A 26,771-nucleotide genomic window follows, 5' to 3' on the forward strand; every position below is an offset into this window, starting at 1 on the left:
GCAGATCATGCGGGTAGTGGTGCAGCGATGCAAGCAGGCCGCTGTTGCGGTTAACGGAAAGACGATCGGACAAATCGAGCAAGGCTTGATGCTGCTTATCGGCGTTACGCATGAGGATACGGAACAGGATGCGAAATATTTGGCCGATAAAGTTGCGGGGCTTCGCATCTTCGAAGATGAGACTGGTAAGATGAATTTGTCCGTCACGGATACGGGAGGGCAAATTTTGTCGGTTTCCCAGTTTACTTTGTACGGGGACTGTCGCAAAGGCAAGCGCCCGAATTTTATGGCGGCGGCCAGGCCGGAGACCGCGGAGCCGCTCTACGAGAAGTTCAACGAGCTGCTCAGAGCGCAGGGTCTGCGGGTCGAGACCGGCGCTTTCGGCGAAATGATGGACGTAAGCTTTACCAACTGGGGACCCGTTACGCTCATTATCGACAGCAAGGGTTAGATTGCCCGCCGGCTGGCAACACTAAGTGTACAAACCAGTCAGTTAGGGGCACCAGGATGCGGCAATCGATCAAGCATAAAGCGATGACGGCGGCGCAGCAGCAACTGCTGCACGGGACTTTTGCAGAAAGACTCAGCCAGGCGCCCGCTTTGGGCGATGTAGAAATGAGCCAGGAGTTCACCTCCGAACAGGAAAAGCTGAAAAGCGTTCCGAAAAAATCATACCGATGATCCGAAAGCCCCGGTCACTGCCGTCATCTTAGGCAGCGCCGGGGCTTTCTTCGTGCCGGGCGGCATCGCTCCTTTGACCCGTCAGATTTTCGCCAAATTTCTCACGGCTATGAAAATATGGTAAACTAACAAGTGGCGTTACCGGCAGGATCTGCAAAAGCGATACAAACAATGGAGGGTTTTGTTTGAAAATTCAAGTGACCCGTTCCGGTTTTCACGAGCTGACGACGGAAATTTTACATATTAACCGGCTGTTTTTTGAGGAAGTGGAGATCAGCTATCTGCAGGCCGGCGATGCCGAGCTCCAGATCGATATTGTGCTGGAAACGGCTGAACCCGGCAAAGCTTGCGCTTCCGTTCGGGTCCGCGATGCCGCCGCTGCCGAGGAATGGACGGCGCGCAACGAGCGCTCGGCGGATGCTGCAGACGCGGCGGCAAGCAAAGCTGCTGTTCGCCGGGCTGTGTGCACGGCGCTTTTGCAGGCGCTGCAGCGTATGACGGGGCTTACGCAGCCGTGGGGAATTCTGACGGGCGTGCGCCCGACCAAGCTGATGCACAATTTGCTGCAAAAGCACGACCGCGCCGCCTGTCTGCAAATTTTGCTGGAGCAGTATTTGGTCAGCGAGGAGAAGGCGCGGCTGCTTGTGGAGATCGCGGAGCGCCAGCTCAAGGTCATCCCCGATTTGTTCCACCTGGACCGCGAGGTCAGCGTCTATATCGGGATTCCGTTTTGCCCGACGAAATGCGCCTACTGCACGTTCCCGGCTTACGATATCCGCGGCAATAACGGATCGGTCAACTCGTTTTTGCACGGCTTGCACGAGGAGCTTCGCATCATGGGACAGTGGATGAAGGACGCGGACTTGCGCATCACGACGATCTATTGGGGAGGCGGCACTCCGACAAGCATTACGGCCGAAGAGATGGACGCCTTGTTCGTGACGATGCACGAGTCGTTCCCGGATATGAACGCGGTGCGGGAGCTGACCGTGGAAGCGGGCAGGCCCGATACGATTACCCCGGAAAAAATCGAAGTCATGAAAAAATGGAACGTCGACCGCATCAGCATCAATCCGCAAAGCTTTACGCAGGAGACGCTGGATGCAATCGGCCGGCATCATACGGTCGAGGAAACCGTGGAGAAGTTCAAGCTGGCGCGGGACATGGGGCTCGACAACATCAACATGGATCTGATTATCGGGCTTCCGAACGAAGGCATGAACGAACTTGAGCATTCCTTGCGCGAGACGGAAAAGCTTTTGCCCGAGTCGCTGACGGTGCATACGCTGTCTTTTAAGCGCGCTTCGCGGATGACGAAAAACCGCGATCAATACGAAGTAGCGGGGCGCGATGAGGTCGAAGACATGATGAATCGGGCTATAGAGTGGACGCAGCAGCACGAATATGTCCCTTACTACTTGTACAGGCAGAAAAATATTTTGGGCAATTTGGAAAATGTGGGCTACTCCTTTGAAGGTCGCGAAAGCTTGTACAACATCCTCATGATGGAGGAGCGCCAGACGATTATCGGGCTGGGCTGCGGCGCGGTCAGCAAAATTTTATTTCCCCGCGATGCCGCGGAGCAGGAGCCGCAGCGGATCGAACGTTTTCCGAATCCGAAAGAACCGAGTGTCTACAATCAGGCGTATAAGGAATATATCGAGAAAAAAATAATGCTGCTGAATGAAGCTTACAAGCCTTCGGGCGCGAGGCTGCAAGAAACGCAGTAAACTTAAGGCTGGTGTCTAATTACGTATGTCAACCCGTTCCCGAACAAACAATGCTCCGTCCAAAGGATGGATTTTCTGGATGGCGGCCCTTATTCTGCTTGCCGTGCTGGCTGCCGCCGCATCGCTGTATTATCAGTACAAGCACTTGGCGATCGGCGCGCCAAGAGGCCACAAGCAGGCGCTGGAGCCGGTGAAATCGCTCAAAAAAGCGAAGGACTCATACGATGTCATCGTAGTCGGAACAGACCCGGAAGGAATCGCCGCGGCTGTGTCGGCGGCCCGCAACGGCCTGTCGACGCTGCTCGTTGACGGGCGCAACCGGGAAATACTCGGCGGTCTCATGACTTTGGGATGGCTGAATACGCTGGATTTGAATTACGCGCCCAAGACGAATCCGCTCGGCAAACACGAATTTCTGAACAAAGGCTTTTTCACCGAATGGTATGCCAAGGTCGAAGGCAGCTCGTTCGACGTCAATACGGCGGCAAACGCCTTTTACGATATCGTCCGCAATGAGAAGAACATTGATATTTTGCTGAAAACTCAAAAGATCGAGCCGGTTACCGTTCAGGGCGCATCCGGAAATCCGCAGGTACAAGGTGCGGCGATCGTTCTGGAGGACGGCACCAAGCAGACGGTGAAGGCCGGATCGGTTATCGACGCGACGCAGGATGGGGATTTTGCCGCTGCGGCGGGCGTTCCGTTCACGACCGGCCGGGAAGATCTGGGCGATCCGAAGTCCAAAATGGCGGTGACGCTCGTATTCCGCCTGGCTAATGTGACTCCTGAAGTATGGAGCCAGATGGCGAAGCGGCTCAACGGCGACAACAATTCGAACACGGGCGTGGACGATGTAAGCGTCTGGGGCTACGGGGAGATGAGCAGCTATCCGCCGATCAATAAAGAACGCGCCAAAATGCGCGGCCTGAACATGGGCAGAGAGAACGACAACACCGTGCTGGTCAACTCTTTGCAAATATTCGGGGTGGACCCGTTCGATCCGAAGTCGGTTCAGGATGCTTTTGAAATCGGGAAAAAAGAACTGCCGAATGTCGTGGAATACATGAAAAAAACGTTCCCGGAGTTTGCCGGTCTGGAACTGGCGGGTACGGCTCCGGAGCTGTATGTGCGTGAAACGCGCCATATGGAGGGCGAATACCGGTTGAGCATCGTCGACGTTTGCTCGAACAACGATCAGTGGGACCGCATCGGCTTTGGCTCTTACGCCGTCGATATCCAGCGGGTGTCCCCGACGGATTCGGGCAATGTCGTCTGCCATCCGACGCAATACGCCATTCCGTTCCGCAGCCTCGTTCCGCAAAAAGTGGACGGCCTCCTCGTCGTCGGGAGATCGGCAAGCTACGACACGCTGCCGCACGGCAGTGCGCGCGTCATTCCGACCGGAATCGCCGAAGGCCAAGCGGCGGGCGTCGCGGCAAAAATCGCCCGGCAGGATAACATGACGTTCAGACAGCTCTCCGCGTCGAAAGAGGCGGTTGCCAAACTCCAGGCGGATTTGGGCAGCCAGGGAGTAGATATTCAGCCTATCCAGCTGAAGCCGGAACCGTTTATGCAGCATAAAGAGTATGAAGGATTGAAGACGGCGCTCATGCTGGGGCTGGCGACAGGCGCATACGACAACAACTTCCATCTGGACGACAAAGCGAATCCGAAGCGCATGGTCAATGTCGTGAACGGTGCCAAAAAAATGAAGCCGGACGCATTCAAAGGCGATCCGTCGGGAGCGATCGCGAAGCTGGACAATTCCGACAAAATCCCGCTGACATTAGAGCAGGCCAGCTATACGATTACGCAGGCACTCGGCATAAAAACTTCTCCGGCGGAAGCGCAAGCCGAGCTTATCCGCGCCGGTCTGTTGACGGATGCGTCGGTTAAGCTCATATCCGACCAACAAAATCTTACGAATGCAGACACCTATATGCTGATCAAGGACCTGAAGGTCGGCTTGACAGGCAAAGCATTATAAGTCAAGAGCCTTATTACCGCGCAGAACGGGTAATAAGGCTCTTAACCTGTTTGTGGATGGGAATGCTGAGTGCGCTTACAGTTACGCCTCGGAGTCGGAGGCATCCTCTGGGGAATCATCCGCTTCTTCCGCAGCTTCCTCGCCGCTATCCTCATCAGCATCGTCTGCTTCTTCATCCGCCTCTTCAGCATCCGCTTCCCCATCGTCCGCATCTTCGTCCGCTTCTTCTACAGCGTCGTCTTCAGCTTCCGAAGCATCCGCTTCCTCTTCGACTGCACCGACTTCGTCCGCGTCTTCGGAGAAGAGCACCAATAAATCCTGCAGCCGTTCTTGCAATTCGTTTTGTGCTTTCATCGCTATCAGCCTCCTCTTTTTTTCGAGGGGATTCTTCCTTCCCCTGCAATACCATGTATATGTGTAAAGAGACTGAATATACGATGCGCAGAAGATGAAAATTGTTGAAAAACAGGCATTTGGTCGACCGACCGCAGTCATGCAGTGCAACACCGCGCACCGGGAGCGCGACGCAAAGCTTTGTAACCGAAATGTAATTTGTTTTTCATACGCTCTTAATCATGGGCGGATATAATAAAACTCGACCCCCTTTAAAATATAAATTCCTTGAAGGCCTGCAGCTTTGTGCTGCAGGCTATTTTCTTGGGCGAAAGTAAAGCCAACACTCTAAAAACTCAGAAAGCCTGCAAAAGTGCATCTTTTTGCTCCTTAAATCGCTTGCCACGGAAAATTCCTGCGAATCAGCAGGCTTTTGCTGCTAAAACTGTAGAAAGAGGCCGAGATGAGGGTAATTCCTGCACAATTGCAGGCTTTTCCCAAAAACAGGCCCTTTCCTTCGAAAAAGCCTGCACTTTTGCAGGCTTTGCCCGCTGCCACTGTATAGTTAAGCCAAGCCGAGCCATGGAAAGCCAGGCAAAATCAGGCTAAGTCAGGTCAAGCCAAGCCAGGTCAAGGCAGTCAAGCCATGCCATGTGAAGTCAGGCTAAGTCAGGCCAGGCGGTGCCAAGTCAAGTAGATTCAGGCCAGGCAAGCCAAGGTATGCCAAACCGAGCATGTGAAGTCAGGCTAAGGCAGGCCAGGCGGTGCCAGACCAAGCCAGACCAAGTCAGTCAGTGGTCGATCGACCGCCGCCATGCAGCGCAACACCGCAGGCTGGGAGCTGCGCGCCGTGCAGAAAGTCAATGCCGGTCGCAGCCGGCCAAACAAGAAAAGCCGCCCGGGCGCAAACTGCAGCTCCGGGCGGCTTTCATAAATACGCGGCCGCTTATTTTTACATAAGAGCGTCAAGCGAATAGTCGCCTGTGCCGATCAGAGCGACGCCAATTGCAATGGCAATTAACGCAACATTGTACTCCGAACCGTTGGATGTGGACCAGTAGCCGTTCTGGCCGTGCACTTTTACGATAGCGACAAGCATCGTGAGCGCGATCAGCGCGGCGCCGGCGACGGTCCAAAGCCCGGCCGCGAACAGCAGGCCTCCGGCCAGCTCGGCGAGACCGGCCAGCACGGCCATTGTGACGCCGGGTTTAATGCCGATCGAATCGAAGAAACCGCCGGTTCCTTTGGGGCCGTAGCCTCCGAACCAGCCGAACAATTTTTGCGTGCCGTGCGCCGCGAAGGTTAGTCCGATCACCAAACGAATAATAAGTAGTCCTAATGCCATAACTAACAACTCCTTCATAAATTATTTTTGTTTAACAACTTACTTTATGTTAGTATATTATGACGAACACTTACTTTTGTCAAGCAACTATGTTAAAATTGTTTATAAGGAGATGATTCGTATGGAAGACTATCAACTGTGTCCCAAATTCGAAAATGCTTTTGAACTGATTGGCAAACGTTGGACAGGACTTATTATTCGCGTGCTGCTTACGGGCCCCAAGCGGTTTAAGGACATTTCCGAACTCATCCCCAGTATGAGCGATCGTATGCTTTCGGAACGATTTAAGGAGCTAGAAGCTGCAGGAATCATAATCCGTCACGTTTATCCGGAAACTCCGGTGCGTATTGAATACGAATTGACAGAAAAGGGAAAAGGGCTCAAGCCCGTCATGGACGAGCTGCAAAAATGGGCAGACCAACATTAAATTTGCTTACTTGACTTTAACGCTGCCAATGTTTACAATTAGCAATAACGTAATTGGATACTTCAACGATCCGTTGAAGGGACAGAGTAATTCGCCCCCACATATTCAGAGAGGGAAGCCGAGGCTGCAAGCTTCCTTTTGATGAGCGGATGAAAGACTTCCCCGAGGACCGGCAGGGAACCGCATCGAGCCGATGTGCAAGTAGCTGCCGAGCGTATAGCGGGCGTTAACCGCAAAGAGCAGGATTTAGCCGTGATTCGTCTTTTTTTGATGACAGGGCAGTCCTGAATGTGGGTGGTACCACGGGTGAATTTGGCAATCGAATCTCTCGTCCCTGACAGATAATGTCGGGGCGGGAGATTTTTTGTTTGGCGTCGCCTTGGAAACTGAAATTAGGAGGTTGAAACCGATGAGCATTCAAAAACCGAAAGGCACACAGGATCTTCTGCCCGGCGAAGTGGAGAAGTGGCAGTATTTGGAGACCAAAGCCAGGGAGCTGTGCCGAAGATTCAACTACAAAGAAATTCGCACCCCGATCTTCGAGCACACGGAGCTGTTTTCCCGGGGAGTCGGCGAAACGACGGATATCGTGGAAAAAGAAATGTACACATTTCTCGACAAAGGAGACCGCAGCATTTCGCTTCGTCCCGAAGGCACGGCCGGAGTCGTGCGGGCATATGTGGAAAACAAGCTGTACGGGGAGCCTGACGTAAGCAAGCTGTACTATGTGGGCCCGATGTTCCGCTACGAGCAGCCGCAGGCAGGACGCTACCGGCAGTTCCACCAGTTCGGCATCGAGGCTTTCGGCTCCGTCGATCCAAGCATCGATGCGGAAGTGATTGCGCTGGGCTTTACGTTTTACAAGGAGATCGGCTTGAAGAACGTGAGCGTGGAAATCAATTCGGTCGGTACGCCTTCCGTGCGAACCGCTTACCGGACAGAGCTTCAAAAGTTTTTCGCGCCGGTCAAAGATAAGCTGTGCAAAGACTGCCAGTCCCGTTTCGACCGCAACCCGATGCGTATTCTCGATTGCAAAATAGATCAAAAGTACGGGGAAGGGGCGCCGGACATTTTGCAGTTTCTTGATGAAGAGTGTACGACGCACTTCCAGACCGTACAGGATCACCTAAAGGGCATGGACATTCCTTTTACCATTAATCCCCGTCTCGTCCGCGGACTCGATTACTATACACATACGGCCTTTGAATACAAGGCTACGGGGATCGGAGCGATCGATACGATCGGCGGCGGCGGCCGCTACAACGGTCTCGTGGAGCAAATCGGCGGCAGCGATCAGCCCGGCGTAGGCCTTGGGCTCGGCCTGGAACGGATTTTGCTCGTTCTTGCCAGCCAGGGCGTCGAGGTGCCTAAGCCTGAACCGCTTGACGTCTATTTGATCGCTCTTGGCGAAGCTGCGGAGCGGGAAGCGGCCAAGCTGCTTTACCAGTTGAGGCAGCAGGGAATTGCCGCGGAGAAAGATTATCTCGGCCGGAAGATCAAGGCGCAGATGAAATCGGCTGACCGTTTTCACGCGGCGTATGTCGCGATTCTCGGCGACGATGAGCTGGCCCGGGGAGAAATTACGCTGAAAAAGATGGCGACCGGAGACCAAATGACCGTCAGCTTGGCGGATTTGACCGCGAATGCGGCGAAAACGCTGTTTGCATAACAGACAAATTATTTTAGGAGGCTGCACAACCATGTTGCTCAGAACACATCACTGCGGACAATTGACGAAAGCTGAAGTAGGACAAATAGTTACATTAAACGGATGGGTGCAAAGAAGACGCGACCTGGGGGGCGTACTGTTCATCGATCTGCGCGACAGAAGCGGGCTCGTGCAAATCGTCTTCAACCCGGACTTCTCCGGCGATGCGCTTGCCGTAGCCGACCGTGCGCGCAATGAATACGTGCTGGCCGTGCAAGGAAAAGTCGTAGAACGCGACCCGGAAACCGTCAACAAAAACATCGCAACCGGCGAAATCGAAATCCAGGTTACGGAAATCGAAATCATGAACCCGGCGAAGACGCCTCCGTTCTTTATCGAAGACGGCGTTGACGTGGACGAAGCCGTTCGCCTGAAATACCGCTATCTCGACCTGCGCCGTCCGGAAATGCAAAAAACGTTGATGCTGCGCTCCAAAGCGGCGAAAGTATTCCGCAATTTCCTTGACGATCATGGCTTTATCGAGGTTGAAACACCGATTTTGACGAAAAGCTCGCCGGAAGGCGCCCGCGATTATTTGGTGCCGAGCCGCGTGCATCCGGGCGAATTTTTTGCACTGCCGCAGTCTCCGCAAATTTATAAACAGCTGCTGATGGTGAGCGGCCTTGAGCGCTATTACCAAATCGCGCGCTGCTTCCGCGACGAAGATCTCCGCGCAGACCGCCAGCCGGAATTCACGCAAGTCGACATTGAGACTTCGTTCCTGACGCGGGATCAGCTTCTCGACATGATGGAAGAGCTCGTCGCCGAGCTGATGAAAACTACCGCAGGCGTTGAAATTGCCCGTCCGTTCCAGCGTCTGAGCTATGCCGACGCGATCGGCAAATACGGCTCCGATAAGCCTGACCTGCGCTTCGGGCTGGAACTGCAGGACGTCTCCGACATCGTCGGCGAGTCCGGGGTTCAAGTGTTTGCCAACGTGATCAAAGGCGGCGGTCAAGTCAAAGCGCTGAACGCCAAAGGCTGCGGTACATGGAGCCGTAAGGAAATCGACGATTTGCTGCCGTTCGCGGCCAGATACGGGGCCAAAGGTCTCGCCTGGATTCAGGTAAAAGACGGCGAGTTCAAAGGGCCTATCGTGAAATTTTTCAACGAAGCCGAGATTGCCGCTCTGACTGAGCGTCTGGGCGCGGAAGAAGGCGACTTGCTGCTCTTCTCCGCCGACAAAAAGAAAGTAGTTGCCGACGTTCTCGGGAACCTGCGTCTAAAAATCGGCCGCGACCTCGGCTTGATCGACGATTCCGTCTTCAAATTCGCATGGGTTGTCGACTTCCCGCTGCTGAGCTACGATGAGGAACAAAAACGCTACGTTGCGGAGCACCATCCGTTCACGCGTCCGAAAGAAGAGGACCTGCCTTTCTTCGATACGGACCCCGGCCAAATCCGCGCGCAGGCGTACGACCTCGTGCTCAACGGCTACGAAGTAGGCGGCGGCTCGATGCGTATTTACAAGCGTGAAGTACAGGAAAAAATGTTCGCGGCGCTCGGCTTTTCGAAAGAAGACGCCTACGACAAATTCGGCTATTTGCTGGAAGCTTTCGAATACGGAACGCCTCCTCACGGCGGTATCGCCTTCGGTTTCGACCGTCTGGTCATGCTGATCGCAGGCCGCACGAACCTCAGGGAAACGATCGCGTTCCCGAAAACGGCGAGCGCTACGGATCTGCTGATGGACGCGCCGGCGACAGTCGACGATCAGCAGCTTGAGCAGCTGTCGATCCGCGTGTCTTTGAAGCAGCCTGCGGCTAAAGCTTAAGCGAAGGGGCTTCTATCAATAGCAAAAAAGCCGGAAAGCCCGCGTTACAGCAGCTGGACAAGTGTGCAAATCCAAGCTGTAACGCGGTTTTCCGCGCTTTTTATGGTTCATGCATACCAAAGGGGGACCGTATCTCATGCTTCATCAATTTTCCCGTACGGAGCTGGCGATCGGGCCGGAAGGCCTGGAAGTGATGAAAAACAGCACGGTGGCCGTGCTCGGCATCGGCGGCGTAGGCTCGATTGCAGCGGAAGCGCTGGCACGTACCGGAGTCGGCCGAATTATTCTCATCGATAAAGACGTAGTCGATATTACGAATATCAATCGCCAAATCCATGCCCTGACCACGACCGTCGGGCAGCCGAAGGCCGATTTGATGCGCGACCGGATCAAATTGATCAATCCGGAGTGCGATGCGATCGCGCTGCGCATGTTTTACACCGAAGAAACGTACGAGAAGCTGTTTGAATACAAGCTCGACTACGTGCTTGACGCGAGCGATACGATCAGCTACAAAATACATCTGATCAAGCAATGCCTCGACCGGAAAATCCCGATCGTGTCCAGCATGGGCGCGGCGAACAAAATGGATCCGTCGCAGTTCAAAGTTGCCGATATTTCCAAAACGACTATGGACCCGATCGCACGGGTGATTCGTCATAAGCTGCGCAAGGAAGGCATCAAAAAAGGGGTCAAAGTCGTCTTCTCGACCGAGCAGCCGATCAAGCCGCGCGAAGATGTCACCCAGCAGATCGTGCCCGAAAATGCGCCGGAAATACGCAAAGCGCAAATGCCGCCGGCCAGCAATGCATTCGTTCCGCCTGTAGCCGGATTAATTATGGTGAGCGTTGCCGTTAAAGAACTGCTGGAACGGGCTCAAGCGTAAGCCGATGAGCGGATCAAGTTAACATGAAAGCGGACTGACATGGAAACGGTGTTGGTCCTCTTTTTTTTGAGCGAAGGTCAATTTTAGGTTATCGAGGAAATTTTGCGCTTGCGTTTATGGATATTATCGGTAAACACGAGGTTATCTGAGCTTTCTGCGGCGATTGTCGCGAACTTTAATCCACAATCCCCCTTCCTCATCCCGGAAAAATCGAATGCCGAACAGGGCAAGCGGGCTCCACAACTCCTTGTAGTGATAATAGGGCACAGTTATCCACTCCAATCTCTATTTTCTGATACATATTGTATCATAAAAAGGAGACGCGATACCACATTTGCTCATGCTTGCATGGGATATCAACGAGGAATTTGTCGAACCCGCTATCATCTGTTCTGCCTATCTCTGAATGTTTTGACGGATTGCCTTTATTTTTTCCTCTGTAAAAACTCCCGAATCCAACAAATCTAAAATGGAAAGCACACCGCCGCGCGAACCCCAGCTTCCTTCTTCAATGACTTGGAAGGATACCCACCATGCAGGAGATGGCTCCGGAACTTCAAGAGCTTTAGTCAAACTGGCAATAATATTCTCAAGGACCTGTTTTCGGACCTCATTAGGCCAATCACCGTCCATCACTAATACGTTAACGGTAATAACGTCACGCTCAGGCATGTCCGAAAGCAGCTTTCCTCCAATAGCCATGTAATCTGCAGGACGCTCTGTAAAGCGCACTTGAAAACCTTCGCGTGCCGGCGGACAAAATTGGCCTACTTCCGGAATAAGTACGGCATCTGTCAAAGATTCCGCTAAAAGACGACGCTGCTCTTTTGTAATCCGATTTTCGGGATAATTCACTGAAATCATAGTCATTTTTGTTACTCTCCTTTTTGCGTATAGTGTTGTAGGAAACCGCTAATGCTTCGACGAAGTCCGGTAATCCATATGAGCCCACTGCTCATAACCAAACTCTAAACCTGTTCCAAACCTTTGTCAATAATAATTATTATAATAATATATATTAAATAAATATATAAAATTTTAGGCGTGCGCAGAGCTGCCCGAAACCATTAAATTTGAACTCGGGGGTTCCTCGTATAAATTAGGAAAAATTCGACAATATATTTAACAAGAATGTTATCGAAAGGATTTCATCCCGATGAGGACACTCCGCTTGATCAGAAGCCTGTTCAAAAGATTGAGAGTAGAACCGAATCGCAATCATTTCCAACAAAATAGTTCCGAAATGCCGCAGCCGCAAAATCTGAATTCGAATTTGGATCAAAATGAAGACTCACTTCGCGCACTTTATGACAATTGCTCGGACGTGATTTACCGTTCCTTTCTCATCGGAGGAAAGGCGAAAGCGCTCATCATGTATATTGAAGGCTTGTCCGACCCTGAAGGGATCGAGCGGCATGTCATAGCCCCCCTCATAACGGAAGGAATCGATAATAACGACGGTATCGAGCGGCTTATTGAGCGCAAATTATCCGTATCGAAAGCGGATGGATTCACCACATTTGCACAATGCGTAGAGTATCTTTCGAATGGTTACCCGATCCTGTTGTGCGACAACGAGGTGATCGGTTTTGCTTTGGGGTTGGCCAAATGGGAAAAACGCGGAATTGAAGAACCTTCAGCCGAAGTAGGGATCAGAGGACCGCGGGAAGGCTTTACCGAAACAATGCGGACCAATACTTCCCAAATACGGCGCATTATCAAGAGCCCTCTCCTCAAAATGGAATCGATGAAAATCGGATCGTATACCCAAACGAAAGTCGTTGTCGCTTATGTCGAAGAACTCGTGGACCCGACGCTGGTGGAAGAAGTCAAAAATCGTCTTAACCGCATTCAGATAGACGGAATTCTGGAAAGCGGTTATATCGAGGAGATGATTGAGGATCACCCTTATTCTCCTTTCCCGCAATTACTTGGTACGGAACGGCCCGACGTGGTCTGCGGTTGTTTGCTGGAAGGAAGAGTGGCGATTTTGACGGAGGGAACGCCCTTCGTATTGATTGCTCCCATCACTTTTTTTTCATTGATTCAATCTCAGGAAGATTATTACCAGCGTTTTATGGTCTCCACGATTATTCGTTGGCTTCGTTACAGTTTTATCGCTATTTCACTTCTTCTTCCATCTTTGTATGTGGCAACTCTTACTTTTCATCAAGAGATGGTGCCCGGCTCCTTGTTAATCAGCATGGCGAGCTCTCGGGAATCCGTACCTTTTCCGGCTCTGATCGAAGCGCTAATCATGGAAATCTCCTTTGAAGCGCTGCGTGAAGCGGGCGTGCGGTTGCCCAAGCAGGTTGGCGCCGCCGTTAGCATCGTCGGTGCGCTCGTCATCGGTCAGGCGGCGGTTCAAGCCGGTCTTGTGTCCGCGCCGATGGTCATCGTGGTGGCCATTACCGGAATCGCCTCCTTCATGATCCCGCGCTATATTACCGGGATTGCCGTACGGATGCTCCGATTTCCGTTAATCATTCTTGCGGGAACGCTGGGGTTGGTCGGCGTTATGATGGGGATTATCGCGATCGTTCTGCATATGTGCAGCTTGCGTTCGTTCGGCGTTCCGTATCTCTCGGATGCAGCGACTCCTAAAATGGCGGAAATGAAAGACGTTCTGGTCAGGGCTCCGTGGTGGAAAATGGAGACTCGTCCGCGACTTACGGGGACGTATGACCAACGGCGGCAGTCCTCCGGTCTAAAACCGGGACCGGCACAAGGAGGGGAAGACTAATCGAGAACGTCCCGGCAAAGGAGATTGGAAACGATGAATGGCTCGATGAAACCGTTCATAAAAGCAGTTGTCTTCCTTCTGTTGTCAGGCTTGCTTGAAGGCTGCTGGGATCGGACGGAACTCAATGACTTGGCGATCATTACGGCGTTAGCTTTCGATCATGCGGAGAATCATCGGGTTCGAGTGACTGTGCAAGTCATCATTCCTCAAAGCCAAGCGGGCGGAGGAGCGATGGGAGGCGGAATTTCCGGAGGCGGAGCGGCCAAACGGACTACCGTTCGTACGGAGATCGGCATCGATGCTGCGGACGCTCTGTCCAAGCTCCAGCGGCTGTTTCCCCGGAAGCTGTTCTGGGGGCAATGCCAAATTTTTATATTCGGCGAATCGGTAGCCAAATCAGGTATCCGGGACCATCTCGACTTCTTGCTTCGTTTCCCTCAGACGAGAGAGCGGGCTTATATGTTTGTCAGCAAAGGAAAGGCGGCAGAAGCGCTTGAGTTGTTTCCGCCAATCGAGCGCTCTTCGGCAGAAGTTTTGCGGGAATTGGAAGGCTTGCATATCGGGATGCAAGTGACGATGCAGCAGTTGGGCGTCATGTTAAAAGGAGAGGCCCGTTCGGCTGTGCTTCCATTGGTATACATCCTTCCAAAGACTGAGTCGTCAGCGCCTTTTCAAACCATTCCGTATCTTTTAGGAGCCGCTATTTTCAAGGAAGACAAGATGGTCGGAGAAATTTCCGAAAAGACGACACGCGGCGTCATGTGGCTCCGAAATGAAATTGAAGAATATACGGTTGTCTTTAAAATGAAGGACGCGGAAGGGCAAGTATCGTTGAAACCCGTGAAAGCAAGCGTGAAGTTGATTCCGTCTATCCAAGGCGAAACATGGAAGATAACAGTGAAAGTAAAATCGGAAGGAGACATTATTCAGAACGGCACCAACCTGGATCCCATGAATCCCGAATTGCTGGCCTTGATGGAGAAGGCGTTCGAGAATGATGTGACGGAACGCATCCGGCTGGCTCTTCGTGAAGTCCAACATCATTGGAAAGCGGACATTCTTGATTTTGCGAAAGTGTTCCACCGGAAATACCCCGAACAATGGGAAAAAGTGAAAGATCGTTGGGAGCGTCGCTTCCCTGAAGTAGAAGTGACCACGGAAATCGAAACTCGTATACTCAGGCCCGGGACGATCAGTTTTCCGGGGGGAATGCCCAAAGAGGAGGTCAAGGAGAAATGATGTGGGGCTTTTTCTGCGGAGTTACGCTTGCCGCATTGCTGATCGTACGGCTGGAATGGGCAAAATTGAAGGCACTGCCGAAATGGGATCGCGCTGTATTCGTTTCCCTGCTGCTCGTCATTTTGATCCTATCCATGTTGGATCTGCCCCATACACGGGGTCCTACCACTTTTCTTCAGTTCATCTTCAAACCTCTCAGGGGGCTGGTTGAACCGTAGTTTCGGATGCTGCAGCGAAGGAATGAGGATTAATTCGAAGCGTGGTGAATGTTCTTGTTGGAGAAAGGGAAAATTTCAGCTTTTCAAATGGGACTTATGATGGTTCCGACTGTGTTGGCCTCCGGTTTTCTCGTGCTGCCGACCGTTACCGCTCAATATGCTCAAAACGATCTTTGGTTTACGAGCTTTCCGGCCGCTCTCATCGGCCTGATTGCCGTGTATACGGCGACTCGCCTGCATGAGCTTTATCCGAAGCAGACGATCGTCCAATACAGCGAACATATTCTTGGAAAAATACCGGGGAAGCTCGTAGGCATCATTTGCATCACCTACAACCTGCACGCTACTGGGGGCATCACCCGTCAGTATGCCGATTTCGTAGTGGGCAATTTTTTGTTCAAAACCCCTATTCTGATCATCATGTCGTCCATGCTCCTGCTTTGCGCTCTGGCTGTACGCGGGGGAGTAGAAATGCTGGCGAGGAGTACCGTCGTTTTTTTGCCGATGTTTATTGCGCCTGTATTTTTTATGCTGCTTCTTATTCCTGATCTGGATATCAAGAACATATTCCCCATCCTGAGCCATGGGATTGTCCCAGTCGTCAAAGGCTCTTTTTCGATGATGGGCTGGTGCAATGAACTGTTCATGATGTCCTTCTTCCTGCCCTGTCTGACCGATCCGGAGAAAGGGAGGAAGTGGGGCTTCATTTCATTAGGAGGCATTGTATTGTTTTTGACTTATGCCAACCTGATGTGCTTATTTTTGCTTGGACCGGATCTGGGTAATAAAATTTATCCGCTTTTGATGGCTTTCCGCTACATCAGCATCGGTTCATTCTGGGAAAATCTGGAATCCATCGTTCTGGCGATGTGGGTTGTCGGCCATTTCCTGCAGGTCGGCGTTTTTCTCTATGGCGCATCGATCTCATTCGCACAATTTTTTCGACTGTCGGATTACCGGCCCGTCGTCTTTCCGCTCGCGCTTCTTAGTGTGGTGATCGGCATTTGGGATTTGCCCAATTTTTCGGTTTTTGCCACTTTGGTAAAATTGGCGGTTCCGTTTCATATTTTATCGGTTTATATGTTTATTCCGTTGCTTTTGCTTTTAGTTGCCTCTTTACGCAAACGGAAAGCTTTTAATACAAACTAACAGCAAAATTGAAATTGCCGGAATTACAATCTATTTGAATTCGACAGATTTTTCAGATAAGATAGATGAGTTATACCCTAATTCCAACTTTTTTTTATGCGATGATAATGTGCGAATTAATGAATGCGATGAAGGTGGCAGAACATGGACTTGTTTGATTTTGCGGAAAATAATCGATCGGTAACTACCCCACTTGCAGAGCGTATGCGTCCCACGACATTGGATGAATATATTGGTCAGCAGCATATTGTGGGGAAGGGGAAATCTCTGCGGCGTTTGATAGAATCTGACCAGGTTCCGTCTATGATTTTGCAAGGTCCTCCTTCTTCCGGAAAAACCAGTTTGGCGACCATCATCAGTAAAATAACGAATGCCGAATTTATTAAACTTAATGCGGTCTCGCTTGGTATCGCCCAATTGCGTGAGACTTTTGAACAAGCTCAAGACTTAAGAAAGCTTTATGGAAAAAAGACGATTGCTTTTATCGATGAAATCCACGCCATGAAGAGGAACATTCAAGAAACACTGCTGCCATTTGTTGAGAATGGAGTCATTACACTGATTGGCTGCACAACGGAGAGCATCACACACGATATTATTCCGCCGCTCGTATCCAGGTGCCGGGTTTATCAATTGACCGCTCTAGCCCCGGAGGATGTAAAGGGAGTTATACGTTCGGCGTTAAGCGATTCGGAGAGAGGGCTTGGAAACAATCGGTTAGCGATTACCGAAGAAGCGTTACATTATATTGCGGATGTATGCAATGGTGATATACGTACGGCGCTAAATGCGCTCGAAGTTGCTGCATACACGCTTCATGATACAACTGAGATCGATTTGAGCGCCATTCAGGAAGCGTTCCAATTTCGCTTAAACGGCATTAACACTAGCGATATGTATAATTTGACTTCAGCTTTCATCAAATCTATGAGGGGCTCCCAGACGGATGCCGCCCTGTATTGGTTAGCCCGGATGCTCGATAGCGGCGTAGACCCGATTTATATCGCGAGAAGAGTTGTAGTACATAGCTCCGAAGATGTGGGGATGGCAAATCCGCATTGTCTGCAGATGGCAATCGCCGCCCAACAAGCGGTGCAATTCGTAGGGATGCCGGAGGGGCGGTTGGCGCTCGCCCAAGCAGTGGTATATCTTTGTGAAAGCCCAAAATCCAACAGCGTCTATAAAGCTATTAACTCGGCTCTGGAGACGGTTCGGGGACAGAGACAGTATGAAGTGCCTAAGGATATTAAGCACGGCACTACAACCTACTTGTACCCTTTTGACAATCCGGGCAAGGATACGAACCAATACCTTCCCAAAGAATTGGAAGGCATTCGCTTTTACCAGCCTATGGATTCCGGGACGGAAAGTAAGATATTCGCCAAATATCAGAATCGCGATCGAAAGTGAGAAGAGCTGCACAATCCGGGCTGTTGAGAAACGTCCATTGGAGAGGCGCATCACTATTAAACGCGTAGAAAACCTGCGAAGACCAGATTGTTGATAAAGTGACGGGGTTAGAGGAGCCGGAGGGACTGTAGCTGCTATTCCCCGACCCACTCCTGTGCGAGCTGCGAAGCTGAAGTGGGGGAGGGCAAGGTGGCTCGGCCTCGGCAGGGAGAAAACCTGCGAAAGTGCAGGCTTTTTTCGTATGAATGGTTCATTTTGGCGAAAAACCTGCGAAAGTACAGGAATTTTCGGCGAAAATGAATCCGAGCCCATGTTCACGGCAAAAAGCCTGCACAATTGCAGGAATATGTCGTGGCCAGCGTATCCAGCGAGAAAAAGATGTATTTTTGCAGGTTTTCTTCGCGCAACCCGGCAGATGGTGCAACCCGGCTCTGGCGTGTGGGCTCGCATTGAAATTTCACCTAAAGAAAGGACCTCATTCTCCGCTTGGCAGTGGAGTTTGAGGTCCTTTTTGCTCAATAAAAGGGCTGTCCCCGTACTATACGGACACTTTTGGGATAGCCCTGTATGATTTACCGGCTTTTTTATTTATGCACCTTGTCGATGATGCCTCCGCCGAGGCAGATTTCGCCGTCGTAGAATACGACGGATTGTCCCGGCGTGACCGCTTTTTGCGGCTTGTCAAATGCGACTTCGCAGGTGCCGTCCTCCGCCATAGTCAGCGTCACGCCCTGATCGGGTTGGCGGTAGCGGAATTTGGCCGTGCAGGCGACGGGTCCGGAAGGCTTGTCCGGACTGATCCAATTGACGTCGGCGGCGGTAAGCCCTGTGGAGTAGAGGCCTTCGTACTGTTCACCCTGCACGACGAGCAGTACATTGTTCTGCAAGTCTTTGTCTACGACGAACCAGGGCTCTCCCGTCCCGGAGCCGCCGATGCCGAGGCCTTGTCGCTGGCCCAGCGTGTAATACATCAAGCCGTCATGCCTGCCTTTGATTTCGCCTGTGCGGATATCGCGCATATCCCCGGGCTGTGCCGGCAAGTACTGGCTGAGGAACGTCTTGAAATCTCTCTCGCCGATAAAGCAAATGCCGGTGCTGTCCTTTTTCTTTGCCGTAGCCAGGCCTGCAGCTTCGGCGATTTCCCGGACTTTCGGTTTCGGCAGGTGGCCGATCGGAAACATCGCTTTCGCCAGCTGCCGCTGGCCCAGCGCATTGAGGAAATAAGTCTGATCCTTATTCGCATCATTGCCGCGGAGCAGCACGTATTCGCCGTCGCGCTCTTCAACGCGCGCATAATGCCCTGTGGCGAGATAGTCGCCGCCCAGATCCTCGACCTTTTGCAGCAGCTCGCCGAATTTGATTTCCCTGTTGCACATGACGTCGGGGTTCGGCGTACGGCCTTTGCGGTACTCGTCCAAAAAGTAAGCGAAAACTTTATCGTAGTACTGCTTCTCAAAATTCACTGTATAAAAAGGGATGCCGAGCTGATCGCAGACCCGTCTAACATCCTCAGCGTCTTCCTCTGCCGTGCAATGTCCGAATTCATCGGTATCGTCCCAATTTTTCATGAAAATGCCGATGACTTCATAGCCCTGCTCCTTAAGCAGAAGCGCGGCGACCGATGAATCGACGCCCCCGGACATGCCGAGAATAACCCGTGCTTTTTTACTCATCATTAATGACCTCTTTTCTGGCTGCCAGTCTTGAAATGGCGAAAAAACCTTGTGATGCTGTGCTTCCTTGCAGGTTTATCTCATCATTATACATCTATAAAGCTTATTTTTAAAATATTTCATGAGAATGCCATTGTTTTTCACCCATTATAGGAGGAATTATGGTAACATATATATGATACGCGGGTGTTTAGGAATGTTTTGGGCAAAAGTGGAAACGCTGTTTAGGAGTTATAGCCCTGTTTTGGACAAGATGGGGACAACTTTGATGGCATAAATGTTAAATGAGGTGTTATTTTTGAAAATATCGACAAAAGGCCGCTACGGCTTGACAATTATGATGGAGCTGGCCAATCGATTCGGCGAGGGCCCGACCTCGCTCAAAAGCATTGCGGAAAAACATCAGCTTTCCGAGCATTATTTGGAGCAGTTGGTCGCACCGCTGCGCAACGCGGGTTTGGTCAAGAGCATCCGCGGAGCTTACGGCGGATACATTCTCTCGAAATCTCCGGAGCAGGTGACTTCCGGCGAAGTTATCCGCGTTCTGGAAGGTCCGATCAGTCCGGTTGATTTTACGGAAGAAGACGACCCGGCCAAGCGCGACCTGTGGATCCGCATTCGCGACAGCATCGCGGAAGTGCTGGATTCCACGACGCTTTCCAACCTGATTTCATTTCACGATGAAGGCAAGAACGACAACTATATGTTTTACATCTAAAGGTGCGATATGATTCCTATTTATCTCGATCACGCGGCTACGACGCCGCTGCATCCCGACGTATTGGAAGCGATGCTTCCTTTTTATACGGAGTTTTACGGAAATCCGTCGAGCATGCACAGCTTCGGAAGGGCGCCGAGAACGGCGCTGAACCGGTTTCGCGACTCGATGGCGGACGCCTTAGGCTGCCGGCCCGCGCAGCTTATTTTCACAGGCAGCGGGACTGAGAGCAACAATATGGCCATTTTTGGTGTATTGAATGCACAGCGGGACGGCAAGAAGCATATGATTACGACGCAGACTGAGCATCATGCCGTTCTTCATCCGTTCGAACGCCTGGAGAGCCTCGGCTATGAGGTGACCTACCTTCCGGTAGATCCGACCGGTCTTATTCAGCTGGCCGATCTTGAAAGGGCCATTCGCCCGGATACGGCTTTGATCAGCATCATGTACGTCAACAACGAAATCGGCACCATCCAGCCAATTGAGCAAGCGGGACAGTTGGCGCGCGAGCGGCAAATCGTTTTTCACGTCGATGCCGTGCAGGCGCTGGGCAAAATACCGATTCATCTGGAATCGCTGCCGGTTGACCTGATGAGCTTTTCCGCTCATAAAATCAACGGCCCCAAAGGAGTAGGAGCGCTTTATATGGCTCCGAACACGCTGCTCGCTCCTTTCATGCTCGGCGGAGCCCAGGAGCGCAAACGCCGCGCAGGCACGGAAAACATGGCCGGCATCGCCGGATTCGCCAAGGCGGTAGAAATTTGCCTGCCTAAGCTTCAAAAAAGTCAACTAATTGCCGCTGAGCTCCGTCAAATTATTGTAAGCAATCTGGAGCGCCACTTGGGCAGCGGCGGTTTCGTCATAAACGGTAACCCGGAACAGAGCATTCCTCATATTTTGAACATCAGTTTCCCCGGCATCAGCACCGAAACTTTGCTCATGAGCCTCGATTTGGATGGGGTTGCCGCCGCAAGCGGGTCGGCATGCACCTCGGGTTCGCTCGAAATTTCTCACGTCTTAAAAGCGATGCATCTTCCAGAAAATATCGTATCCTCCGCCGTTCGGTTTAGCTTTGGAATGGGGAATTCTAAAGAGCAAATCGAAATAGCCGCCCACAAAATTGCAACCATTGTGGATCGTTTGCGTACTAAATAGTACCGGGTGGTTCTAGGAGGAAACCAGCTTGCGCAAAGCGCGTGATCTTATCGGCCTTCCCGTTCTTACGGTAGACGCCGGTAAGCAGATTGGCCAGGTAAAAGATGTATGCATGGACCCGAATTGGAACATAATAGGCATCGTTCTGGAAACGAAGCAATGGTTCTCCGCCGCAAAGCTGATTTTGTGGAACGATATCATTGCCGTCGGAACAGATGCCGTTACCATACCGAACGAAAGCGTACTTGTCGAGCAAGCCGGCGACAAGGAGCTGATTGTTTTGAACGACGTAAGCTGCGGGATTAAAGGGCTTCCCGTAATTACAGTGGACGGCCGCCAATTAGGAATGGTAGAAGATGTTTATTTAAGCCAGGATTGGGGAACACAAATAGTAGGTTATGAATTATCCGAAGGTTTCATTTCCGATTTAAAGGGAGGGCGCAGGTGGCTTCCCGTACCGGAGTCGGCTGTCAAAGGGAAGGATGCGGTTATCGTCCCGGCACATGCCGCTGCGGAATTAGAAGAACTCTTCGTATCCAAAGAAGAATAGGGTGAGTAACATGATGCGTTGTCCAAATTGCAATTCCAAAGATATCGGGAAAATAGGTTCACATCAATTTTATTGCTGGGGATGCTTTATCGAGTTGAGCGTTAACGGCGATAAAATGTCCGTTTATCAAGTTGAAGAAGACGGAACGTTGAGCTCGCTTGACGATTTGTTTTTTGAGGAAGAGATTTCCGGGTCGCACGTACATGCCAATTAGTATTGCACAATGAACGATAAACGCCGTCCTAATCCGGTGCCTTGCATCCGGATTTGCGGCGTTTTTTTGCGTGGAGCGTACGTTCCCCCGGGTTATTTTGCACAGGTTGTACATATACTGTATATCGAATGTACTAGCCTGAAACAGGGGTGAACAGGATGGACCGCTTTTACAAAAACAAATGGTTTGCTTCGCTGGTTTATGTGCTGCTGGGTCTTGCTGTTATTTTCATGCTGGTGCAGATCAAACCGGTGCTGCTGAGTGTGGCGCAATTCATCAAAGGCGTTGCGGCTCCGTTTTTTATCGCCATGATCCTTTCCTATCTGCTGAATCCCGTCGTCAACATGCTGAACCAGCGCAAAGTGCCGCGCACGATTGCCGTGCTTCTCATTTACAGCGTATTCATTGCGTCGTTGACCGTAATTATTATGAATGTGACCCCGATGTTTATGAATCAGCTTGCCGAGCTCAACGAGCATTTGCCGCAGATGGCGATGAGAGCCCAGTCGCTTGTCGACGGCTTTAATCAAAACCGGCTGCTGCCGGACAGCGTCCGCATGGGCTTCAATCAATCGCTTACTAAAATAGAGGAAGGCATATCTTTGGCCATTTCCAATTATGTGAATCAGATCGGCAGCACGATCAATATGGTGTTCATGGTTTTTATCGTGCCTTTCGTCGCGTTCTACATTATGAAAGATTTTCAGCTGCTGGAAAAAACGGCGCTCGCCATCGTTCCCAAAGATCATCGAAGAGTAACGGTCAAGCTGCTTCTGGATATCGATACGGCGCTCGGCAACTACGTCAGGGGCCAGCTTCTCGTATGCCTGATTGTCGGGGTTTTGGCCTACGTCGGCTATTGGATCATCGGAATGCCCTATCCGCTTTTGCTGGCAAGCGTCGTTGCCGTTTTCAACATCATCCCTTACCTGGGCCCCTTTTTCGGGGCGGCGCCGGCTATTGTTATGGCTTCAACGGTTTCCTTGAAAATGATTCTGTTCGTCGCGCTGGTGAATCTTGCCGTGCAAATTTTGGAGGGCAACGTGATCTCTCCCCAGGTTGTCGGCAAGTCCCTGCACATGCATCCGTTATTTATTATTTTTGCGCTGCTTGTCGGCGGAGAAGTGGCGGGGGTCATGGGGCTGATTTTGGCTGTTCCGTTTTTCGCCGTTATGAAGGTGATCGTCCAGCATCTGTTTTTGCACTATGTTCACAGGCCGACGTTGTAAAAAGCGGACGCGCAAAACCCCTCTGAGCCATGACTTGCGGGATCATGGTCCAAAGGGGTTTTGCACGAGGGTTGAGGTGAGGATATTGGGTGATTTGGCAATCATTCGTATTACTGTCGATCAGCCACGGAAAAAGTGGTCTTGCTCTTGCTTCTTTCGATAATGAAAATCATTATCAATGACCTCATTATATATTCATTGAGAATGATTGTCAACTGCGTTTTTCGATCTTTTTTGCATGCTTCTCTTTGTCGTCGCCCTGGTCGTCATCTTCTTCTTTTTGTTCTTTTTGCTCCTGGAATTGGACGACGGTTTGACCGGTGATATAATCGAACGGGTTGTACCGGCTGTCGGGGATTTGCTTCCTGATCAGCGTTCTTGCCATAATGTAGATGATAAGAATAAATACGGGACCGATTAAGGACAACAGGACGAGCGAAGAGAAATTCAACAAAGGCAGCCTCCTTACCTAATTAGGTGGTACTAACTTGATAATACGGTTCCCATTGCGGCCCGGTTTCAATCTGTTTGCGCTTCTCGGTTGTTGCCCAGAATTGCGGCCTGAATATTGACAGTGCGAATTCCTAAAGTTATAATTTGCCTATCTGTGACTATGACAAAACATTGATGGAACTAAAGTAAGCCATAGCCCGTCGTCAGAGAGAAGGTTTCGGATTATAACTGTTCGCAGCAGGTGTAATTAGGCTGAAAGAACCTTTCGATGCAAGAATGGCCGAACGCTCGTTCCGGAGTGCGGACGAACTCCGCCGGGTGAATCCGTTAACATTCATATAAGGAGATTGTGACACATTTCGGGCGGCAGCGTCCGGCACAATAACCAGGGTGGTACCGCGATGATTCGTCCCTGTTTTGCAGGGGCGTTTATTTTGTTTTGATATCAATTACACTGTGGAGGCGTAACACTTTATGAAAGCAAGCGAAATTCGTTCCAAATGGCTGCAGTTTTTTGCTAGCAAAGGCCACAAGATTGAACCGAGCTCTTCGCTCGTTCCGCACAACGACCCGTCTTTGCTGTGGATCAATGCCGGGATCGCCCCGCTCAAACCGTACCTGGACGGCCGCGAAATTCCGGAAAATCCGCGGATCACGAACGCCCAGAAGTGCATTCGTACGAACGACATCGAGAATGTCGGCAAAACCCGCCGCCATCACACGTTTTTTGAAATGCTCGGCAATTTCTCGATCGGCGATTATTTTAAAAAAGAAGTGATTCCTTGGGCCTGGGAGTTTTTGACGGACCCGCAATGGATCGGCTTTGACCCGAACCGCATTTCCGTTACCGTGCATGAGGACGACGAGGAAGCTTTTGAAATTTGGAACCGGCAAATCGGCATTCCCGAGGAGCGCATCTACAAGCTGAAGGAAGACAACTTCTGGGATATCGGGGAAGGCCCGTGCGGTCCGTGTACGGAAATTTTTTACGACCGCGGCGACGCGTACGGCGATTTGTCCGACCCGGAGTGCTGGCCCGGCGGTGAAAACGAGCGCTTCCTGGAAGTGTGGAACCTCGTGTTCACGCAGTTTAACCATAACAAGGACGGTAGCTATACACCGCTTCCCAACAAAAATATCGATACGGGGGCGGGTCTGGAGCGGTTTGCCTCGATTTTGCAAAATGTCGATTCCAACTTCGATACCGATCTGTTCCTGCCGATTATTGAGCAGACGTGCGGCCTGGCCGGCGTGCAGTATCATGCCAATGAAGAGCACGATGTCGCGCTGAAAGTGATTGCCGACCATATCCGGACGGTAGCGTTCTCGGTCGGCGACGGCGTGCTGCCTTCCAACGAAGGCCGCGGATATGTCATCCGCCGCTTGCTGCGCCGCGCGGTCCGTTACGGCAAAGTGCTCGGCATGGACAAGCCGTTCCTGCATTCGCTTGTGCCGACCGTAGGCGAAATTATGGGCGTCTACTATCCGGAAGTAGTGGACAAGCGCGAGTTTATCGAAAAGGTGATCCGCACGGAAGAGGAGCGGTTTCACGAGACGCTCAGCGACGGGCTGGTCATCCTCGCGGAGATGGTTGAGAAAACCCGCCAAGCGGGCGGCGACCGGATCAGCGGGCCGGATGCTTTTAAATTGTACGATACGTATGGCTTCCCGTTTGACTTAACCGAAGATTTCGCTGCGGAAAAGGGCATGAGCGTCGATCGCGAAGGTTTTGACGCTTCGATGCAGGAGCAGCGGGAACGGGCCAGAGCGGCCCGTCAGGAAGAGGGCGGCATGAAGGTTCAGGGCGGACCGCTGGCCGATTTCACGGTTAAAAGCGAATTTGTTGGATATAATGAATTGGTAGTTGACGCTGCTGTCATCGCCATCGTTCACGAGAACCAATTCGTCGATATCGTCGGTGTCGGCGAGACGTGCCAAGTGGTGCTGGACCGCACGCCTTTCTATGCGGAAAGCGGGGGGCAAGTGAGCGATACCGGATACATTCGCAGCGAGAGCGTGCTTTTGAAAGTCGAAGACGTCAGCAAAGCGCCTCACGGCCAGCATGTCCATTCGGTAACGGTGGAATCCGGCGTGCTTCGCAAAGGCGAATCCGTCCGGGCTGAAGTGACCGGTGCGGAGCGGGCGGAAACGGTCAAAAACCATACGGCCACCCATTTGCTCCACAAAGCTTTGAAGGAAGTGCTCGGCGAGCATGTCAATCAGGCGGGCTCCCTGGTGGAACCGGGACGTCTGCGTTTTGACTTCTCGCATTTCGGAAGCATCAGCAGCGAGGAGCTGCAGGATGTCGAGCAGCGGGTCAACCGGCAAATCTGGAACAACATTGATGTCGAGATTTCGCTTAAAGCTATCGCCGAGGCGAAAGCGATGGGCGCTATGGCTCTGTTCGGCGAAAAATACGGCGACATCGTGCGCGTCGTGCGCGTCGGCGATTACAGCCTGGAGCTGTGCGGAGGCTGCCATGTGCAAAATACCGGGCAAATCGGACTTTTCAAAATTGTCAGCGAATCCGGTATCGGATCTGGCATTCGCCGGATCGAAGCCGTTACGGGACGCAGCGCCTACGAGTACCTGGACGGGCAGCTTCTGCTGTTGAAAGAAGCGGCAGGCTTGCTGAAAGCAAACATCCAGGACGTTCCCAAACGTCTGGAAAGTTTGCAGCAGCAGCTGAAAGAGCTGTCCCGCGAGAACGAATCGCTGCGCGGCAAGCTCGGACGCATCGAGGCTGGCTCGCTCACCGATCAGGTGAAGCAGGCTGCGGGCGTCAACGTGCTGGCAGCGCAAGTCAATGCCGCGGACATGGACTCCTTGCGCAACATCGTCGACGAGATGAAGACGAAGCTGGGCTCGGCGGTCATCGTGCTTGGCGCTGTCGCCGAAGACAAAGTCAACCTCGTTGCGGCCGTCACTCCGGATCTTGTCGCAAAAGGCTTCCATGCCGGCAAAATTATTAAGGAAGTGGCCGGGCAGGTAGGCGGAAGCGGCGGCGGGCGCCCGGATATGGCGCAGGCAGGCGGCAAAGACGCATCCAAGCTGCAGGCGGCGTTGTCGGGCGTGGAAGGACTGCTCTCCCAATTCGTTTAATAGCATGATAAAATAAATATTTTTTGGCCGGACAGGAATTTTTC

The 26,771-nt window shown here is 51.8% G+C and carries 25 protein-coding genes; 20 read left to right on the plus strand and 5 right to left on the minus strand.

Features of this window, described 5'->3' with window-relative positions; all coding sequences use genetic code 11:
- Positions 1–7: 7 nt before the first annotated feature.
- The 4 genes from dtd to AC6RNO_RS30495 all read left to right on the plus strand — a co-directional run bounded on the left by dtd (position 8) and on the right by AC6RNO_RS30495 (position 4,398).
- Entirely contained in the window at positions 8–451 is a 444-nt protein-coding gene (dtd, locus tag AC6RNO_RS30480; protein ID WP_474680377.1) for a D-aminoacyl-tRNA deacylase, read from the plus strand.
- Between the two features lie 56 nt (positions 452–507).
- Positions 508–681: a hypothetical protein gene (locus tag AC6RNO_RS30485; RefSeq protein ID WP_474680376.1), complete on the plus strand. Its 174-nt coding sequence runs from the start codon at positions 508–510 to the stop codon at positions 679–681.
- A gap of 185 nt (positions 682–866) precedes the next feature.
- Positions 867–2,411, plus strand: a complete 1,545-nt coding sequence (locus AC6RNO_RS30490; RefSeq protein ID WP_488434564.1) for a coproporphyrinogen III oxidase — start codon at positions 867–869, stop codon at positions 2,409–2,411.
- Positions 2,412–2,490: 79 nt separating this feature from the next.
- Complete coding sequence (locus tag AC6RNO_RS30495; RefSeq protein ID WP_474680374.1) at positions 2,491–4,398, plus strand: FAD-dependent oxidoreductase; 1,908 nt, start codon at positions 2,491–2,493, stop codon at positions 4,396–4,398.
- Positions 4,399–4,479: 81 nt separating this feature from the next.
- Here the strand turns inward: AC6RNO_RS30495 and AC6RNO_RS30500 are convergent, their stop codons facing one another.
- Positions 4,480–4,752 carry a hypothetical protein gene (locus AC6RNO_RS30500; protein ID WP_497107805.1) on the minus strand — a complete coding sequence of 91 codons (273 nt, stop codon included), beginning with the start codon at positions 4,750–4,752 and terminating at the stop codon, positions 4,480–4,482.
- Positions 4,753–5,055: 303 nt separating this feature from the next.
- Between AC6RNO_RS30500 and AC6RNO_RS30505 the strand changes: the two genes are divergently transcribed.
- Entirely contained in the window at positions 5,056–5,340 is a 285-nt protein-coding gene (locus tag AC6RNO_RS30505) for a hypothetical protein (RefSeq protein ID WP_497107806.1), read from the plus strand.
- Between the two features lie 343 nt (positions 5,341–5,683).
- Here AC6RNO_RS30505 and AC6RNO_RS30510 read toward each other — a convergent pair whose 3' ends face one another.
- Complete coding sequence (locus tag AC6RNO_RS30510; RefSeq protein WP_497107807.1) at positions 5,684–6,076, minus strand: DoxX family membrane protein; 393 nt, start codon at positions 6,074–6,076, stop codon at positions 5,684–5,686.
- Between the two features lie 121 nt (positions 6,077–6,197).
- Here AC6RNO_RS30510 and AC6RNO_RS30515 point away from each other — a divergent pair, with 121 nt between their 5' ends.
- From AC6RNO_RS30515 to AC6RNO_RS30530, 4 genes are all read left to right on the plus strand, one after another.
- Positions 6,198–6,503 (plus strand): winged helix-turn-helix transcriptional regulator, encoded by a 306-nt coding sequence (locus AC6RNO_RS30515; protein WP_474680370.1) that lies wholly within the window; start codon positions 6,198–6,200, stop codon positions 6,501–6,503.
- Positions 6,504–6,912: 409 nt separating this feature from the next.
- Positions 6,913–8,172: a histidine--tRNA ligase gene (gene hisS, locus AC6RNO_RS30520; protein WP_497107808.1), complete on the plus strand. Its 1,260-nt coding sequence runs from the start codon at positions 6,913–6,915 to the stop codon at positions 8,170–8,172.
- A 31-nt stretch (positions 8,173–8,203) separates the two neighbouring features.
- A complete protein-coding gene (gene aspS, locus AC6RNO_RS30525; RefSeq protein WP_497107809.1) occupies positions 8,204–9,985 on the plus strand; it encodes an aspartate--tRNA ligase in 1,782 nt (593 codons plus the stop codon).
- Positions 9,986–10,121: 136 nt separating this feature from the next.
- Positions 10,122–10,871, plus strand: coding sequence for a tRNA threonylcarbamoyladenosine dehydratase (locus AC6RNO_RS30530; protein ID WP_474680367.1), 750 nt, complete (start codon positions 10,122–10,124; stop codon positions 10,869–10,871).
- Positions 10,872–11,267: 396 nt separating this feature from the next.
- Here the strand turns inward: AC6RNO_RS30530 and AC6RNO_RS30535 are convergent, their stop codons facing one another.
- Complete coding sequence (locus AC6RNO_RS30535) at positions 11,268–11,741, minus strand: tautomerase family protein (RefSeq protein WP_474680366.1); 474 nt, start codon at positions 11,739–11,741, stop codon at positions 11,268–11,270.
- A gap of 286 nt (positions 11,742–12,027) precedes the next feature.
- Between AC6RNO_RS30535 and AC6RNO_RS30540 the strand changes: the two genes are divergently transcribed.
- The 5 genes from AC6RNO_RS30540 to AC6RNO_RS30560 all read left to right on the plus strand — a co-directional run bounded on the left by AC6RNO_RS30540 (position 12,028) and on the right by AC6RNO_RS30560 (position 17,630).
- Positions 12,028–13,614, plus strand: a complete 1,587-nt coding sequence (locus AC6RNO_RS30540) for a spore germination protein (protein WP_497107810.1) — start codon at positions 12,028–12,030, stop codon at positions 13,612–13,614.
- A 33-nt stretch (positions 13,615–13,647) separates the two neighbouring features.
- Positions 13,648–14,853, plus strand: a complete 1,206-nt coding sequence (locus tag AC6RNO_RS30545) for a Ger(x)C family spore germination protein (RefSeq protein ID WP_474680364.1) — start codon at positions 13,648–13,650, stop codon at positions 14,851–14,853.
- Positions 14,850–15,071: a hypothetical protein gene (locus AC6RNO_RS30550; RefSeq protein WP_474680363.1), complete on the plus strand. Its 222-nt coding sequence runs from the start codon at positions 14,850–14,852 to the stop codon at positions 15,069–15,071. Before AC6RNO_RS30545 ends, AC6RNO_RS30550 begins: the two co-directional genes overlap by 4 nt.
- Positions 15,072–15,119: 48 nt before the next feature.
- On the plus strand, positions 15,120–16,220 hold the full coding sequence (locus AC6RNO_RS30555; protein ID WP_497107811.1) for an endospore germination permease: 1,101 nt from the start codon (positions 15,120–15,122) through the stop codon (positions 16,218–16,220).
- 144 nt (positions 16,221–16,364) lie between these two features.
- Positions 16,365–17,630: an AAA family ATPase gene (locus AC6RNO_RS30560; RefSeq protein WP_497107812.1), complete on the plus strand. Its 1,266-nt coding sequence runs from the start codon at positions 16,365–16,367 to the stop codon at positions 17,628–17,630.
- Positions 17,631–18,214: 584 nt separating this feature from the next.
- Here AC6RNO_RS30560 and mnmA read toward each other — a convergent pair.
- On the minus strand, positions 18,215–19,303 hold the full coding sequence (gene mnmA, locus AC6RNO_RS30565; RefSeq protein WP_497107819.1) for a tRNA 2-thiouridine(34) synthase MnmA: 1,089 nt from the start codon (positions 19,301–19,303) through the stop codon (positions 18,215–18,217).
- A gap of 298 nt (positions 19,304–19,601) precedes the next feature.
- Here mnmA and cymR point away from each other — a divergent pair, with 298 nt between their 5' ends.
- From cymR to AC6RNO_RS30590, 5 genes are all read left to right on the plus strand, one after another.
- On the plus strand, positions 19,602–20,021 hold the full coding sequence (gene cymR, locus AC6RNO_RS30570) for a cysteine metabolism transcriptional regulator CymR (RefSeq protein WP_474680360.1): 420 nt from the start codon (positions 19,602–19,604) through the stop codon (positions 20,019–20,021).
- 9 nt (positions 20,022–20,030) lie between these two features.
- On the plus strand, positions 20,031–21,179 hold the full coding sequence (locus AC6RNO_RS30575; protein ID WP_497107813.1) for an IscS subfamily cysteine desulfurase: 1,149 nt from the start codon (positions 20,031–20,033) through the stop codon (positions 21,177–21,179).
- Positions 21,180–21,207: 28 nt separating this feature from the next.
- On the plus strand, positions 21,208–21,729 hold the full coding sequence (locus tag AC6RNO_RS30580) for a PRC-barrel domain-containing protein (RefSeq protein WP_497107814.1): 522 nt from the start codon (positions 21,208–21,210) through the stop codon (positions 21,727–21,729).
- Between the two features lie 10 nt (positions 21,730–21,739).
- Positions 21,740–21,943 (plus strand): YrzR-like zinc ribbon domain, encoded by a 204-nt coding sequence (locus AC6RNO_RS30585; RefSeq protein ID WP_474680357.1) that lies wholly within the window; start codon positions 21,740–21,742, stop codon positions 21,941–21,943.
- A 158-nt stretch (positions 21,944–22,101) separates the two neighbouring features.
- Positions 22,102–23,172: an AI-2E family transporter gene (locus AC6RNO_RS30590; RefSeq protein ID WP_497107815.1), complete on the plus strand. Its 1,071-nt coding sequence runs from the start codon at positions 22,102–22,104 to the stop codon at positions 23,170–23,172.
- 211 nt (positions 23,173–23,383) lie between these two features.
- Here the strand turns inward: AC6RNO_RS30590 and AC6RNO_RS30595 are convergent, their stop codons facing one another.
- Complete coding sequence (locus tag AC6RNO_RS30595; protein ID WP_474680355.1) at positions 23,384–23,623, minus strand: DUF3951 domain-containing protein; 240 nt, start codon at positions 23,621–23,623, stop codon at positions 23,384–23,386.
- A gap of 476 nt (positions 23,624–24,099) precedes the next feature.
- Here AC6RNO_RS30595 and alaS point away from each other — a divergent pair, with 476 nt between their 5' ends.
- Positions 24,100–26,727: an alanine--tRNA ligase gene (alaS, locus tag AC6RNO_RS30600; RefSeq protein WP_497107816.1), complete on the plus strand. Its 2,628-nt coding sequence runs from the start codon at positions 24,100–24,102 to the stop codon at positions 26,725–26,727.
- Positions 26,728–26,771: the final 44 nt, after the last annotated feature.

It is taken from the genome of Paenibacillus sp. sgz302190 (assembly GCF_059820445.1).